The 14,322-nt window shown below is 60.3% G+C and carries 13 protein-coding genes; 6 read left to right on the plus strand and 7 right to left on the minus strand.

All coding sequences use genetic code 11. The features are described from left to right. Positions 1-9: 9 nt before the first annotated feature. From ACIPIZ_RS04220 to ACIPIZ_RS04230, 3 genes are read left to right on the plus strand one after another with little or no spacing between them, the layout of a single operon-like run. Entirely contained in the window at positions 10-1,092 is a 1,083-nt protein-coding gene (locus tag ACIPIZ_RS04220; RefSeq protein ID WP_401164195.1) for a bifunctional transcriptional activator/DNA repair enzyme AdaA, read from the plus strand. A gap of 33 nt (positions 1,093-1,125) precedes the next feature. Next, positions 1,126-1,923 (plus strand): isocitrate lyase/phosphoenolpyruvate mutase family protein, encoded by a 798-nt coding sequence (locus tag ACIPIZ_RS04225; RefSeq protein WP_064390515.1) that lies wholly within the window; start codon positions 1,126-1,128, stop codon positions 1,921-1,923. Position 1,924: 1 nt separating this feature from the next. Continuing rightward, complete coding sequence (locus tag ACIPIZ_RS04230; RefSeq protein WP_401164198.1) at positions 1,925-2,542, plus strand: DNA-3-methyladenine glycosylase family protein; 618 nt, start codon at positions 1,925-1,927, stop codon at positions 2,540-2,542. 293 nt (positions 2,543-2,835) lie between these two features. Here the strand turns inward: ACIPIZ_RS04230 and ACIPIZ_RS04235 are convergent, their stop codons facing one another. The 3 genes from ACIPIZ_RS04235 to ACIPIZ_RS04245 all read right to left on the minus strand — a co-directional run bounded on the left by ACIPIZ_RS04235 (position 2,836) and on the right by ACIPIZ_RS04245 (position 6,044). After that, positions 2,836-3,933 carry an extracellular solute-binding protein gene (locus ACIPIZ_RS04235; protein ID WP_401164200.1) on the minus strand — a complete coding sequence of 366 codons (1,098 nt, stop codon included), beginning with the start codon at positions 3,931-3,933 and terminating at the stop codon, positions 2,836-2,838. 2 nt (positions 3,934-3,935) lie between these two features. Further along, positions 3,936-5,060, minus strand: coding sequence for an agmatine deiminase (gene aguA, locus ACIPIZ_RS04240; RefSeq protein ID WP_105709181.1), 1,125 nt, complete (start codon positions 5,058-5,060; stop codon positions 3,936-3,938). 99 nt (positions 5,061-5,159) lie between these two features. After that, entirely contained in the window at positions 5,160-6,044 is an 885-nt protein-coding gene (locus tag ACIPIZ_RS04245) for a LysR substrate-binding domain-containing protein (RefSeq protein ID WP_064390519.1), read from the minus strand. Between the two features lie 214 nt (positions 6,045-6,258). Here ACIPIZ_RS04245 and ACIPIZ_RS04250 point away from each other — a divergent pair, with 214 nt between their 5' ends. Then, positions 6,259-6,747: a GFA family protein gene (locus ACIPIZ_RS04250; RefSeq protein ID WP_064390520.1), complete on the plus strand. Its 489-nt coding sequence runs from the start codon at positions 6,259-6,261 to the stop codon at positions 6,745-6,747. 204 nt (positions 6,748-6,951) lie between these two features. Further along, a complete protein-coding gene (locus ACIPIZ_RS04255) occupies positions 6,952-9,144 on the plus strand; it encodes a TonB-dependent siderophore receptor (RefSeq protein ID WP_401164204.1) in 2,193 nt (730 codons plus the stop codon). Positions 9,145-9,295: 151 nt separating this feature from the next. Here the strand turns inward: ACIPIZ_RS04255 and ACIPIZ_RS04260 are convergent, their stop codons facing one another. From ACIPIZ_RS04260 to ACIPIZ_RS04270, 3 genes are all read right to left on the minus strand, one after another. Continuing rightward, positions 9,296-10,582: an ATP-binding protein gene (locus ACIPIZ_RS04260; protein WP_253483004.1), complete on the minus strand. Its 1,287-nt coding sequence runs from the start codon at positions 10,580-10,582 to the stop codon at positions 9,296-9,298. Next, a complete protein-coding gene (locus ACIPIZ_RS04265; protein ID WP_064390523.1) occupies positions 10,583-11,290 on the minus strand; it encodes a response regulator in 708 nt (235 codons plus the stop codon). It lies immediately after the preceding gene. A 210-nt stretch (positions 11,291-11,500) separates the two neighbouring features. After that, positions 11,501-12,109 (minus strand): tRNA-(ms[2]io[6]A)-hydroxylase, encoded by a 609-nt coding sequence (locus tag ACIPIZ_RS04270; protein WP_064390524.1) that lies wholly within the window; start codon positions 12,107-12,109, stop codon positions 11,501-11,503. A gap of 158 nt (positions 12,110-12,267) precedes the next feature. Here ACIPIZ_RS04270 and ACIPIZ_RS04275 point away from each other — a divergent pair, with 158 nt between their 5' ends. Continuing rightward, positions 12,268-13,131: a universal stress protein gene (locus tag ACIPIZ_RS04275; RefSeq protein WP_064390525.1), complete on the plus strand. Its 864-nt coding sequence runs from the start codon at positions 12,268-12,270 to the stop codon at positions 13,129-13,131. 202 nt (positions 13,132-13,333) lie between these two features. Here the strand turns inward: ACIPIZ_RS04275 and ACIPIZ_RS04280 are convergent, their stop codons facing one another. After that, positions 13,334-13,804: a DUF1289 domain-containing protein gene (locus ACIPIZ_RS04280; RefSeq protein WP_105709177.1), complete on the minus strand. Its 471-nt coding sequence runs from the start codon at positions 13,802-13,804 to the stop codon at positions 13,334-13,336. Positions 13,805-14,322: the final 518 nt, after the last annotated feature.

Raw genomic sequence — 14,322 nt, forward strand, 5'->3', positions numbered from 1 at the left:
AGTCATGCCATGAACATACAAACCGTTGTCCTGCCGCCCCACGCCGAGATGGTTCGCGCCATGCTCGAACGCGACACTGCCTATGAAGGCGTGTTCTTCACGGCCGTGAAAACCACCGGGATCTTCTGCCGCCCCAGTTGCACGGCGCGCAAACCGAAACCGGAGAACGTCGAGTTCTTCGCGCACGCTGACGAATGCCTGACCGCCGGTTATCGCGCCTGCCTGCGCTGCAAACCGCTGGACGCCGCGGCCATTGCGCCAGACTGGGTGCAGCGTCTGCTCAACGCCGTGGAAGCCGACCCTGAGCTGCGCTGGAGCGATGCACAACTGCTCGCCGCAGGCATCGAACCGCTGAAGTTGCGGCGCTGGTTCAAGCAGCATTTCGGCATGACCTTCCACGCCTGGCTGCGTACCCGGCGGCTGGGCATGGCGCTGGGCGGGATCAGACAAGGCACCTCGATCGATCATGCCGCGTTCGACTCGGGGTATGAGTCGCTCAGCGGTTTTCGTGACGCCTTTCAGAAGTCGTTCCACATCACACCGGGCCGCGCCGAACAGAGCGAGCCGCTGCTGTTCACCCGGCTGACCACGCCGCTGGGGCCGATGATCGCCATGGCCGAACGCCGTGGATTGGTGTTGCTGGAGTTTCTTGATCGACCGGCGCTGACCGGCGAAGTTGAAGCATTGCAGAGCCGCTATGGCTACGCGGTCGCGCCAGGGCATAACGCACACCTGCAGCAGATCGAAAAAGAACTGACGGCCTACTTCGCCGGCAAACTGAACGTATTCACGGTGCCATTGCATTTGCCCGGCAGCGAATTTTCCCGACAGGTATGGGCGGCCCTGCTGCAAATCCCTTACGGTCACACCAGCACTTATGGCGCCATCGCCGCCGGGTTGGGCAAACCCGGCGCGAGTCGCGCGGTCGGGCTGGCCAACGGGCACAATCGGCTGTCGATTGTCGTGCCGTGTCATCGGGTGATTGGCGCGGACGGCGCGCTGACCGGCTATGGTGGAGGACAACCGCGCAAGGCATTCTTGCTGAGGCTGGAAAACGCCGCGCTGCAGCTCACCCAACCGTTGGCTTTCTGACAAATTTTGCCCCATCAACAACAAGGAATTTCGATGAGCACGCTCGACACCCGCTTTCACCAGTTGCACCAGCAAGGCCTGTTGATCCTGACCAACGTCGCCGACGCCACTGGCGCGCGTCTGGTCGAACAGCTCGGTGGTCAGGCCGTCGCCACCAGCAGCGCAGCGGTGGCCTGGGCCCACGGTTACCCGGACGGCAACACGCTGCCCCTCGAACGCCTGGTATCCACGGTGGAATCGATTGCCCGGGTGATCAGCGTGCCGTTGACCGTGGACGTCGAGGCCGGTTATTCCGATGATCTCGGGCGTGTCGCCGAGGTGCTTGAAGCGGTCATTGCGGCGGGTGCCGTCGGGATCAATATCGAGGACGGTTCCAACGCGCCGGAGTTGCTCGCGCGGAAGATCGAGGTGGCGCGGCAAATCGCCGACGAACGTTCGGTCAAGCTGTTCATCAATGCGCGCACCGATGTCTATCTGAAAAGCCTGGTGCCGGCTGAAGATCGCGTCGCCGAAACCCTGCGCCGTGCCGCGCTGTATCAGGCCGCCGGTGCCGATGGCTTGTTCGCCGCCGGGGTCACCTCGGGCTACGAAATCGAAGCGATCTGCAAAGGCACGACGCTGCCGGTCAACGTGCTCGGCTTCGCCTGCCTGCCCTCCCCCGAAGAGCTGCAGGCCCTGGGTGTGCGCCGCTTGAGCGCCGGTTCCGGCATCGCTGAATATCTCTACGGGGCGATGGGCGGGCTGGTGAAAAGCTTCCTTGCCAGCGGCAAACTCGACACCCACGACCTCAAGGCCTTCACCTACGGCGAAGTCAACGGCTTGCTGAAATAGCATGCCCGACGCCTATCAAGCGGCCAGCGCATACCTCGCCAGCCTCGACTCCGACTGGCAGCGGCACATTGCAGCGGTCGGCCCGTGCCTGCACCAACCGCACCCGGCGCGCGATCCGTACGAGTCGCTGGTGCGGGCGATTGCCTATCAGCAACTGCATGCCAAGGCCGGTGATGCGATTGTCGGGCGGCTGGTGGGGCTGTTTCCGCCGCAGTCATTTCCACGGCCGGAACAAATCCTCGCGACCGACTTTGAACGAATGCGCAGTTGTGGGTTTTCAGCAGGCAAGATTGCCACGATTCAAGGGATCGCCCAGGCGACGCTCGACGGCGTGGTGCCGGATTACGCCACGGCATTGGCGATGGACGATGAAACGCTGATCGAACGCTTGATCAGCCTGCGCGGAGTCGGCCGCTGGACGGTGGAAATGCTGTTGATCTACAGCCTTGAGCGCATGGATATCCTGCCGGCCGATGACTTTGGTGTGCGTGAAGGCTATCGGCGGCTGAAGGGGCTGGAGGTGCAGCCGACGCGCAAGCAGATGATCGAGATCGGGTTGAAGTGGAGCCCGTTCAGAACCGTCGCCGCCTGGTACCTTTGGCGCGTTGCCAAGGTCTAGACCGCGTTATCGTTCATCGCTGGCAAGCCACACAGGTTTTTTGCTACACCGAACCCTGTGAGCGAGCCTGCTCGCGATGAGGCCAGTCCAGTCAACATCCCCATCGACTGAACCACCGCCATCGCGAGCAGGCTCACTCCTACAGGGTTCAGGGGTGGGTCAGATGGCATCTGATTCACACTGTGCTGAAAACCCAAACATGTAGGAGCTGCCGCAGGCTGCGATCTTTTGATTTTGAGATCAAGATCAAAAGATCGCAGCCTGCGGCAGCTCCTACAGGGGCAAATGTGGGATTAGAGACCGGACTTCAACCGGCTGAAGGCGCGGATCAACGCGCGATTGAAGGCTTTGCCGTTGTCGTTTTTGCTGTACAGCGTGGCCCTGACGCCGGCCGAGGGGTAGGTCCCCGGATCATTGCGGATCGCTGCATCGACCAGACCATCCGCCGCGGTGATCGCATTGGCGTAGTGAATGGTGTCGGTGATCGGCGCCATGACTTCCGGCGTCATCAAGTAATCCATCAACGCCAGCCCAGCCTGCGGGTGCGGGGCGTCCTTGGGAATGACCATCGCGTCAAACCAGATCAACGTGCCCTCTTTCGGAATCCGGTAACTGAGTTTGAACGGCTTGTTCGCCGCCTGCGCCTGCCCTGCCGCAATCGCCACGTTGCCGTTCCACGACATCGCCACACAGGTATTGCCGTTGGCCAGATCGCTGATGTTCAAATCATTGTCGAAGTAGCGAATGTACGGGCGGATCTTCGCCAGTTGCTGCTCGGCGAGTTTCAGGTCGTCAAGGTTCTGCCGGTTGATGTCCAGGCCCATGTACTTCATGACCGCCGCAAAAACCTCGTTCGGATCATTGAGCAGACTCACCCCGCAATCGGCAAATTTCGCCACCACGGCCGGATCGAACAACATCGCCCAGCTGTCCTTCGGCGCATCGGGCAAGCGCTTTTTGACGGCCTCCTCCTGATAGCCCACACCCGTGGTGCCCCACGCGTAGATCCCGGCGTAACGATTGCCCGGATCGAACACCGCCATGTGCTGACGGAATTCCTCGCCAACCCCGGCAAAGTGCGGCACCCGTGCCTTGTCCAGTGGCTGGATCGCACCGCTTTCGATGGCCCGCGACAGGTGCTGGCCTGCGGTCAGCACCAGATCGTAGCCACTGCGTCCGGTGAGCAGTTTGGTCTCGACGGTTTCCAGTGAATCAAAGTGATCGGCGACCACATGAATGCCGGTTTTCGCCTCGAAGTTTTTCAAGGTGTCCGGGGCCAGGTACTCGCCCCAGATGTACAAGTTGACCACCGGTTTGGCGGTGTCGGCGGCCTGCACACACAAGGGTGCAAGCACCAGCAATAACGCTTGAGTCAGTTTGTGCAGGCGCATGGTCAGGCTCCCTTCTTGTGGACAGGCGTGCCGGCGTATTGCGGCATGGTGATGCACGCGACATTACCGCCGCCGAGCAGAATTTCCCGGGAGTTTTCGATGCCGACGATCTTGTGTTGCGGGAACAGTTCGGCCAGCGTCGCCATCGCGACTTTGTCCTGACGATCGCCAAACAGCGGCACCACGATCGAGCTGTTGCCGGCGTAATAGTTGATATACGACGCGCAGATTTTCGTGCCGGCCTGACGGGTGTGGGTGCTGTCTTGCTGGTCGAGGCCTTCGGCTTCCTCGGCGGTCCATTCGAGCACGTCCGGTTGCGGCAGTTTGTGCACGGTCAACTCGCGCCCACGGCTGTCGCGGGTGCTGCGCAGAATGTCGTAGGCCTCTTGGTAGATTTCCCACTGAGGATCGTCGCGGTTGTCGGTCCATTGCAGCACCACTTCGCCGGGACGGACGAAACAGGCGAGATCGTCGACGTGGCCATCGGTTTCGTCGAATTTGCAGCCGCGCGGCAGCCAGATGACTTGTTCGGCGCCGAGGTAATCGGTGAGCCTGCGAGTGACTTCGTCCTTGCCCAAGTGCTGGTTGCGGTTGCGGTTGAGCAGGCATTGTTCGGTGGTGAGGATGCTGCCCTGACCGTCGCTCTGAATGCCGCCAAGCTCGGCAATCAAAGGTGCGCGGTAGCGGTCGAAGCGCTCGATTTCGAGGATCTTGCTGGCAATCTGGTCGTCCTTGTCCCACGGGTAGTAGAGGCCGCCGTCAAGACCGCCATAAGCATTGAACTCGAAATCGACGCCGCGTACTTCGCCGCTCTGGTCGTTGATCACAAAGCACGGGCCGCTGTCGCGGAACCAGGTGTCGTTGCAGGTCATTTCCACGACGCGCACTTGCGGTGGCAACTGCCGCCGGGCCGTGGCAAATTGCGCGGCCGAGGCGCAAACGGTGACCGGTTCGCTGTAGGAGATGGCGGTGACGATCTGCACCCAGACTTTCTGCGCCGGCTTGGCGCCGTTGCGCCAGACGTCGGTGCGCTCCGGCCAGCCGAGCCAGCAGCCGGACTTGGTTTCGAATTCGCCGGGCAGACGGAAGCCGTCGTGTTTAGGGGTGGAGTCGAGCAAACGTGCCATGGTCAAACCTCGTCTTCGCGATAGGAATGACCACAAGGTACGGGCGTTGGCGGCGGGCTCGCCAACGATGATTATTGCGGAACAGTTGAATTCAACTCATCAATCAGCCAGCTGATCGTTGAACCACTCAAGCATCTGTGCAACGGCCGGGCGCTCCATCCGCACGCGCTCACACACCAGCGCGTATTGGCCGAGCGCGGTCATGCTCCAGGGGAACGGCCGCACCAACCGACCGCTCTGCAAGTCCTCCTGCGCGGTGAGGTTGTCACCCATCGCCACGCCCTGCCCTTGCGCCGCGGCTTCCAGCGCCAGACCTGCATGGGCGAAATACAACTGACGCTGCGGGCGTTGATCGCCGGCGTGACTGGTCAGCCAGGCGGTCCAGGTCTTGCCGTCCTGGTCGTCGTGCAGCAGGCAGTGGCGGGCCAGATCCTTCGGGGTTTTCAATGTGCCCTGGTTGAACAGGCCGGGGCTGCACACCGGGAAGAACTGCAGCGCCGGCAAGGGCCGCACGAAATAAGCGCTGCTGTCGGCCGGGCCGGTGCCGTAGGTGATCGCCAGATCGATGTCTTCTCCGGGGGCGCTGGCGTCGATCGGTTGTTCGTAGAGGTGCAAGGTGATGTGCGGGTAGCGCGCGTAGAAATCGCTGAGACGACTCATCAGCCATTTCTGCGCCAGCTCAGCGGTGACGGCCAGGCGCAATACCGCCAGCGAGGACGGATCGCGCAGTTCATCGCAGGCATCGCCGATCAGTTCGAAGGCTTGTTGCAGGCTCTGCATCAGGCGTCCGGCGGCGATGGTCGGGCGAATCTGCCGGCCTTCGCGGATGAACAGCGAAACGCCGAGCTGTTCTTCGAGCTGGCGGATCTGGTGGCTGACGGCGCTGTCGGTGACGCACAGTTCAGCGGCGGCCCGGCCAAAATGCGCGTGACGGGCGGCGCATTCGAAAGTGCGCAGTGCGGCCAGTGAGGGAAGTCGTCGCATGGGTTTTTGATCCCTGTTTTTAGGGGGACATGCTGACTTGGGGAAGGGTGGGCGTCCAGTGCAACCGCGTTATCGTTTATCGCGAGCAGGCTCACTCCTACAGGGGAATGCATTTCAAATTGTAGGAGTGAGCCTGCTCGCGATGGCGGCAACACATCCACCACAACTCTTCTAGGCTGAACCGAACCCATCCAGCCCATCGGAGGCCCCCGTCATGCACTTAGAAGGCTCCTGCCACTGCGGCGCTGTCACCTTCAGTCTCACCAGCGCCCACCCCTACCCTTATCAACGTTGCTACTGCTCGATCTGCCGCAAGACCCAAGGCGGTGGTGGCTACGCGATCAACCTGGGCGGTGACGCGACCTCGCTCAAGGTTCACGGTCGCAAAAACATCGCCATCTACCACGCGAAGATGAAAGACGAAGGCGACAAGCGTGCTCATCGCAGCAGCGCCGAACGGCATTTCTGCTCATTGTGCGGCAGCGGTCTGTGGCTGTTCAGCCCGCAGTGGCCGGAGCTGATCCATCCATTTGCCTCAGCCATCGATACGCCGCTGCCCGTGCCACCGGAGCACACGCACCTGATGCTCGGCTCGAAAGCGCCGTGGGTTGAGGTCGACGCCAAAGCCAAGGACAAACAATTCGACGTCTACCCTGAAGAATCCCTCGCCCAGTGGCACGAACGCCTCGGCATCAGCACCTGAAAAACGCCCCAATGCAGGAGCTGCCGAAGGCGGCGATCGGTTGATCTTGTTTTTAACAACCAACATCAAAAGATCGCAGCCTGCGGCAGCTCCTACAGGGGGGTTGTGGGGATTTTTGCTGGGGCAGTTCCCTTTTGTGTTTTTCGTTCGGTTAACCCTCAGAAGCACTTCAACGACCGATCGATTTGATGCAAAGGGATCTCCATGCCGTACGTCCGTTTTCGTTTTGCCTTGTGCCCGTTGGCGCTGGCGCTGCTGAGCCTCAATGCCCACGCGGCGGAAACCGCCGCCCTGCAACTGGGCGCCACGAACATTTCTGCCGAGGGTCTCGGCGCCACCACCGAAGACACTCACGCCTACACCACTGGCAGCATGTCCTCGGCCACCGGCCTGCCGTTGTCGATTCGCGAAACGCCGCAATCGGTCACCGTGATCACCCGTCAGCAGATGGACGATCGCGGCGTGCAAAGCGTCGGCGATGCGCTGCGCAACACGCCCGGTGTTTCGACGCAGAAATACGACAGCGACCGCAGCGAATTTTCCGCGCGTGGCCTGGCGATCACCAACTTCCAGTACGACGGCATCAACATCCCGTACGACGGTGTTTACGGCGAGAACCCGAACAACGGAGACGACGCCGCGAGCATCGACCGCGTCGAAATCATCAAGGGCGCGACCGGGCTGATGACCGGTAATGGCGACCCGTCCGCCACAGTCAACCTGATCCGCAAGAAGCCGACCAAGCAATTCAAGGCCTCGATCAGCGGCACCGTCGGCTCGTGGGATGCCTACCGCACCGTCGGCGACATCTCCGGTTCGCTGACCGATTCGGGTAACGTGCGCGGGCGTTTCGTCGGTGCCTATTCCGACCAGAACTCCTACCTTGATCACTACAGCCAGAAAAAAGACCTGTTTTACGGCATCCTCGAAGCGGATCTGAGCGACGACACGCTGCTGACGTTCGGCATCGACAAGTCCAGCACTACCCCGCGCGGCACCTCCTGGACCGGCAACCCGGTGTATTTCGCCGACGGCGGCCGAACCGACTTCCCCCGCCACTTCAATTCCGGCGCTGACTGGAGCCGTCGCGATTTCGACAACATCACCTACTTCGCCTCGCTTGAACATGCGCTGGCCAATGACTGGAAGTTCAAGGTCAGCCTCGATCAGAAAACCACCGACCACGACACACAATTGGCCTCGGCAAGCGGCGGCAATCCGGATCGCGCCAGCGGCGAAGGCATGTTTTTGTATTGGGGTCGCTGGGAAGGTCATCGTGTGCAGAACACGGCTGACGTCAACGTCTCCGGGCCGTTCACCTTGGGCGGACGTGAGCATGAGTTGATTGCCGGCGTGATGACCGCGCATTCGCGCCAGACGGGTTCGACCTATGACACCAGCGCCTTCGCCGAAGTCCCGGGGAGCATTTACGACTGGAGCGGCGACCTGCCGAAACAGGACTTCCCGAAGAACGGCAAGTACGAGCGCACGCAGAGCCAGAACGGTATTTACCTGGCCACGCGCCTGCACCCGACCGATGATTTGTCGGTGATTCTGGGCAGCCGCTTGAGCACCTTCAAATACAACGAAGACTACGGCTACAACCCGGGCGCCGGGCTCGACGACACCCACGCCAGCTACAAGGAACACGGCGTGGTCACACCCTACGCCGGGGTGGTTTATGACCTCGATGACACCTACTCGCTGTACGCCAGTTACACCAGCATCTACCAACCGCAAACCTACAAGGACAGCAACGGCTCGACCCTCGCGCCGGTCGAGGGCGACAGCTACGAGGCCGGCCTTAAAGCCGCGTACTTCGACGGTCGCCTGAACGCCAGCCTGGCGTTCTTCCGCATCGAACAGGACGGCGTTGCCGAGTCGATCGGCACCAATGCGCTGACCAACGAAGGCATTTACAAAGCCATCGACGGCGCCACCACCAAAGGCGTGGAACTGGAGCTGGCCGGCGAACTGAGCGACGGTTGGAACGTCTCCGCCGGCTACACCTACGCGCGCAGCCGCGATGCCGACGAGCAGCGCATCTACGGTTATCCGCTGTCGACCACCAAGCCGGAACACGTGGTGCGCACTTTCACCACCTACCGTTTGCCCGGCGTGCTCGACAAAGTCACCGTCGGTGGCGGTGTGAGCTGGCAGAGCGCGTTCTACGGCAAGATCTACAGTGCGCCGGCCGGCGATTACACGCGCATCAAGCAAGGTGGCTACACCCTTGTCGACCTGATGAGCCGCTATCAGTACAACGAGCATCTGAGCTTTACGGTCAACGCCAACAACGTGTTCGACAAGCGCTACCTCACAGGGCTGGGCAACTTCGACACGACGTTCTACGGCGAGCCGCGCAATGTGATGCTGACGACCAAGTGGGATTTCTGATCTTCAGCTGATTTTTTACTGCCTGTGCCGGCCCCATCGCTGGCAAGCCAGGCTCCCACAAGGTCTTGCGGCGTTGCCAATACAGTGGCAACACCGACCAACCCTGTGGGAGCTAGCCTGCTGGCGATGGGGCCAGCACGGGCAACATCATTCAATCCAGATGCGCCCAGGTCATCCGAAACGACGCTCCACCCCAATCTGACTCACCGACGTCAACCTGCCCGCCATGGGACTGCGACACCCGTCGCACCAACGCCAGTCCCAAACCAAACCCACCGGTACGCCGATCACGACTGGCATCCAGTCGTGAAAACGGTTCGAAAATTTTCTCTCGACCGTCCTCCGGCACGCCCGGTCCGTCGTCGTTGACGCGCACTTCGTAATAATCGCCGCTGCGCACCAGGGTCACTTCAACCCGCTGTTCGGCGTAGCGAATCGCGTTGCGCAGCAGATTGATCACCGCCCGCGCCATGAAGCGTGGCTCGATACGCACCGTTTCAATCCGGCAATCGCCGATCAACAATTGCACCCCCGCCGCTTCCGCCTCCAGCGCGACGCTGCCGACCACACTGTCGAGCCAGTTGGCAGCCTGGATATTCTCGCGCTTGATCACCGTCGCGCCGCGTTCGAGGCTGGCGTAGGTCAACAGTTCGGACACCATTTCCTCCAACTCGCCAAGGTCGGCGTACATGTCGGCAATCAGCTCGCGGTTCTGACTGGCGTCGGGTTGTTGCTTGAGTTGATCGAGTTCAAATGACAACCGCGCAATCGGCGTGCGCAGCTCATGGGACACGGCGTTGGTCAGTTCGCGCTGATTGGCGATGAGGCCTTCGATACGCGCCGCCATCAGGTTGAAGTGCTCGGCAAGGTCGCGGATGTTCGAGCGTTTGGACAATTGAATACGCGACGACAAGTCGTTGTCGCCAAAACGCTCGGCGGCCAGCCGCAGTTTCTCCAGATCACGCCAGTGCGGGCGCACCCAGAAGAACAGGACGATGCCGATCACCACGGCAATCATCAGGTAAGCCGCGACGATGTAAAAAGGCATCAGGCTCGGCTCGGCGGGCAAGCGAATACTCAATAGCTGCGTGCCGCCATCGATGGCTGAAATGTATTGGCTGTATTTTTCGCGGATAACCAGCAAGCCATTGCTCAGTTCCGCCTTTTCCTCGTCACTCAGGTTCAGTTGGCCGGCATCGACCAGCGTCAGGCCCAGCCCATAGTGCGGACGTATCGATTGCAGTTGGCTTTCCCGAGCAGGGCCATCGAGTTCACGCAACTGCTGGGTGAGCGTCCAGGCCTGGCCACGCACGGCTTCACGATTGTAGTCGCGCTGCTGATAATCGAGCAGAGCATCGAAAGTATGCTCGACCGTCTGCAACGCCAGCACCAGTCCGACCGTCATCACCAGGAACAGCCCGAAAAATAACCGCAGCATCTACAGCTCCCAGGCGAAAGGATTGAACAGATAACCTTTGCCCCACACGGTCTTGATGCACACCGGTTCGCGGGGATTGTCCTTGAGCTTGTTGCGCAACTTGCTGATGTACACGTCGACGCTGCGATTGAGCCCATCGAACGCAATGCCGCGCATGCGATTGAGAATGTCATCGCGCGAGAGCGTCTTGCCCGCCGCACTTGCCAGCAACCACAACAGCTCGAACTCCATGGTGGTCATTTCGATGATTTCTCCGGCCAGGCGCACTTCGCGGCAACTGCGGTCGATGCGCAAGTGGCCAAACTCCAACAGACTGACCACGCTGCTGTCCGGCACCTGCCGGCGTTGCAATGCCCGCAGGCGGGCCAGCAACACCGGCGGCTTGATCGGTTTGATCACATAGTCATCGGCACCGGACTCCAGCCCGAGGATATGATCGAGATCGTCTTCCTTGGCGGTCAGAATCACGATCGGCGTATCCGAAACGCTGCGAATTTCGCGGCACACGTGCAGGCCACTCTGCCCTGGAAGCATCAGGTCGAGCACCACCACTTTCGGTTTGAATTCAAGAAAGGCAGCCACCGCCAGATCGCCGCGATGCACCGAGCGGACCTCGTAGCCGTGTTGTTCGAGGAAGTGGGCGATCAGCGCGGCAAGACGCTCGTCGTCTTCCACCAGCAGGACTTTGCCAAAACCCAGATTATCCATAACGACCGTGTGCCAACCCATGTGTAAGGGCCGACATTATGGCGGGATTCGCGGGCGGCAGCCGGTTTTCGGTGATGTTTCATGCTCTTAAGAGTTTTTAACATTCATGCACTGATCGCTACCTCTGTAGGAGCTGCCGAAGGCTGCGATCTTCTGATCCGGCTTTTTCAAGAGCAAAAGATCGCAGCCTTCGGCAGCTCCTACACGGAGTCATGCGGTGGCAGGCACACCGCTGTGAAAGCGGAATTCTTCATCCGGCGATTCAATCAGCTCTTGCTCGGCAGCGCGGACTCGCTCGATCACCTGCGCAACATCCTTCGCATCACCGTACTGATAAGCCAGCTTCAGATAACCCTGAAAATGCCGCGCCTCGCTTTTCAGCAGACCAAAGTAGAACTTGCCGAGTTCTTCGTCCAGATGTGGCACCAGCGCTTCGAACCGCTCGCAACTGCGCGCTTCGATAAACGCCCCGACCACCAGCGTATCGACCAGCTTCACCGGCTCGTGGCTGCGCACCACTTTGCGCAGACTCGACGCGTAACGACCGGCATGCAGCTGGCGCAGCTCGATCTTGCGGCGCTTCATCAGGCGCATCACCTGTTCGTGGTGCACCAGTTCTTCCCGGGCCAGACGCGACATCATGTTGATCAGGTCAACGTGAGAATGGTACTTGGCGATCAGGCTCAGCGCTGTGCTGGCAGCTTTGAATTCGCAGTTCTTGTGGTCGATCAGCAGGGTTTCCTGATCGGCCAGTGCAGCCTGAACCCAGGCATCGGGGGTGCGACAGCCAAGGAATTCGTGGATTTCGGGAAGGATCATGGGGCTCACGGTAAAGGTATTCGAGCGAAAGGCGCCGATTATACCGGCCTGCCCACAGACCACCAGTCGCCCGCGTTGATATGCATCAAGTCGCAGGCGCATGAGCAGCAACTATAGTTGTGCAACGCCGTGCCTTTTCTTTGCTGGAGACTCCGCTCATGCAAGCCATTCGCAGCATTCTGGTGGTCATCGAACCCGAACATTCGGAAAGCCTTGCGCTCAAGCGCGCCAAGTTGATCGCGGGCGTGACCCAGGCCCATCTGCACCTGCTGGTGTGCGACAGGAAGCACGACCATGCCGGCATGCTCGGCGTGCTCAAAGCCGCGCTGCTGGCCGACGGCTACAGCGTGACCACCGAACAGGCGTGGAACGAGAGCCTGCACGAAACCATCATCGATGTGCAGCAGGCCGAGGGCTGCGGGCTGGTGGTCAAACAGCATTTCCCCGACAGCCCGCTGAAAAAGGCCCTGCTGACCCCGGCGGACTGGAAACTCTTGCGCCACTGCCCGACCCCGGTGCTGCTGGTGAAAACGTCCACGTCCTGGAAAGACCGCGTGATCCTGGCCGCCGTCGATGTCGGCAATGCCGATGGCGAGCACCGGCATTTGCACACGACGATCATTGATCACGGCTATGACATTGCCAGCCTGGCCAAGGCACATCTGCATGTGATCGCGGCGCATCCTTCACCGATGCTGTCGGCGGCGGACCCGACCCTGCAATTGAGCGAAACCATCGAAGCGCGTTATCGCGAGCAGTGTCGGGCGTTTCAGGCGGAATTCGATGTCGATGATGAACATCTGCACATCGAGGAAGGCCCGGCAGATGTGCTGATTCCGTTTATGGCGCACAAGCTGCAGGCGGCGGTGACCGTGATCGGCACGGTGGCGCGGACCGGTTTGTCAGGGGCGCTGATCGGCAATACCGCCGAAGTGGTGCTGGATGCGCTGGAGAGTGATGTGCTGGTGCTCAAGCCGCAGGAGGTTGAGGATCATCTGGTGGAGTTGGCGGTGAAGCATTAGGGATTGCGATGTCTGAACCCGCCCCTTCGCGAGCAGGCTCGCTCCCACAGGGGGTACGCATTTCAAATGTAGGAGTGAGCCTGCTCGCGATGGCGGTGTATCGGCCGAAGACTATGTTGAATGTACAGGCCTCATCGCGAGCAGGCTCACTCCTACAGGGGTACGCATTCCAAATGTGGGAGCGAGCTTGCTCGCGAAGCTTCTAGGCGCCAAAGGCGTCTTTGAGAAATCCGGGGGCGATGTAGCGCTGATAGTGCGCTTCCGACAGCAGGAAGAATTCCCGATCAATGGCATCGCGCAGTTCCGGCAGGTTCCACTCGCGAAACTCCGGGAGCAACACCATTCCGTACGCTTCCAGATTAATGATCACCCGTGCGCCCCGGGCGATCAGCTGATACGCCCAGCAATATTCCGACTGATGCGGCACGAAGCGGATCTTGCGTTGTTCGAGCTGCTCGCGCAGGCGCGCCGAATCGAAAATCTCGACCTTGGCCGCCATCACTTGTGACAGCAATTGTTCAAGACGCAACCACACCGCGCGTTTTTCCTCCTCGTTGTAACCATTCCAATGGATCACTTCGTGGTGGAAACGCTTGCAGCCACGGCACACCAGATCACCGTAAACAGTGGAGCAGAGGCCGACGCAGGGGGTCTTGATGGTCTGATTGGGCATAAGGTAGGCAAAGGCACTGAAACGCGGAACAGGTCGGCATGTTAGCCCTTTGTCTAACATTCATCACCCCTCAAACTTCAGGGACGAACTTACCTTTAAATTTTTTTTGCCGTAGAATCAGCCAGCCTTTTAAGGCGCCAATGTCCGTTAGAAGCTGTTTTCAAAGCGTCACGAGCACAGTCGTTCCTTCAGAGCGGTGTTGGCGAAGGGTTTTTCCAGCGGGGAAAAGCCCATCGCCAACCCTCATCAGCTCCCCGTTCTGCAGGCGTAAAACTTTGAAAGCAGCTTCTGTAAGGAATGGTCGGTAATTCTGGCTAAGTGGCCCACAACGCCACGCAGCGCATGAGTACGACCATTTCGGGATGAGCGTCCCGGACACCCATTTGGGACCACTGATGAGGGTAATAACTGTGCTTGAAGCCTACCGCAAACATATCGAAGAGCGTCCAGACGGGGCAGACTGTAGACAGGAGAGTAGATCGCGGGGGTCGCCGGCGCATGACGAGCTGCTGTTAATC

Source organism: Pseudomonas sp. NPDC087690 (assembly GCF_044743175.1).
GTDB lineage: Bacteria > Pseudomonadota > Gammaproteobacteria > Pseudomonadales > Pseudomonadaceae > Aquipseudomonas.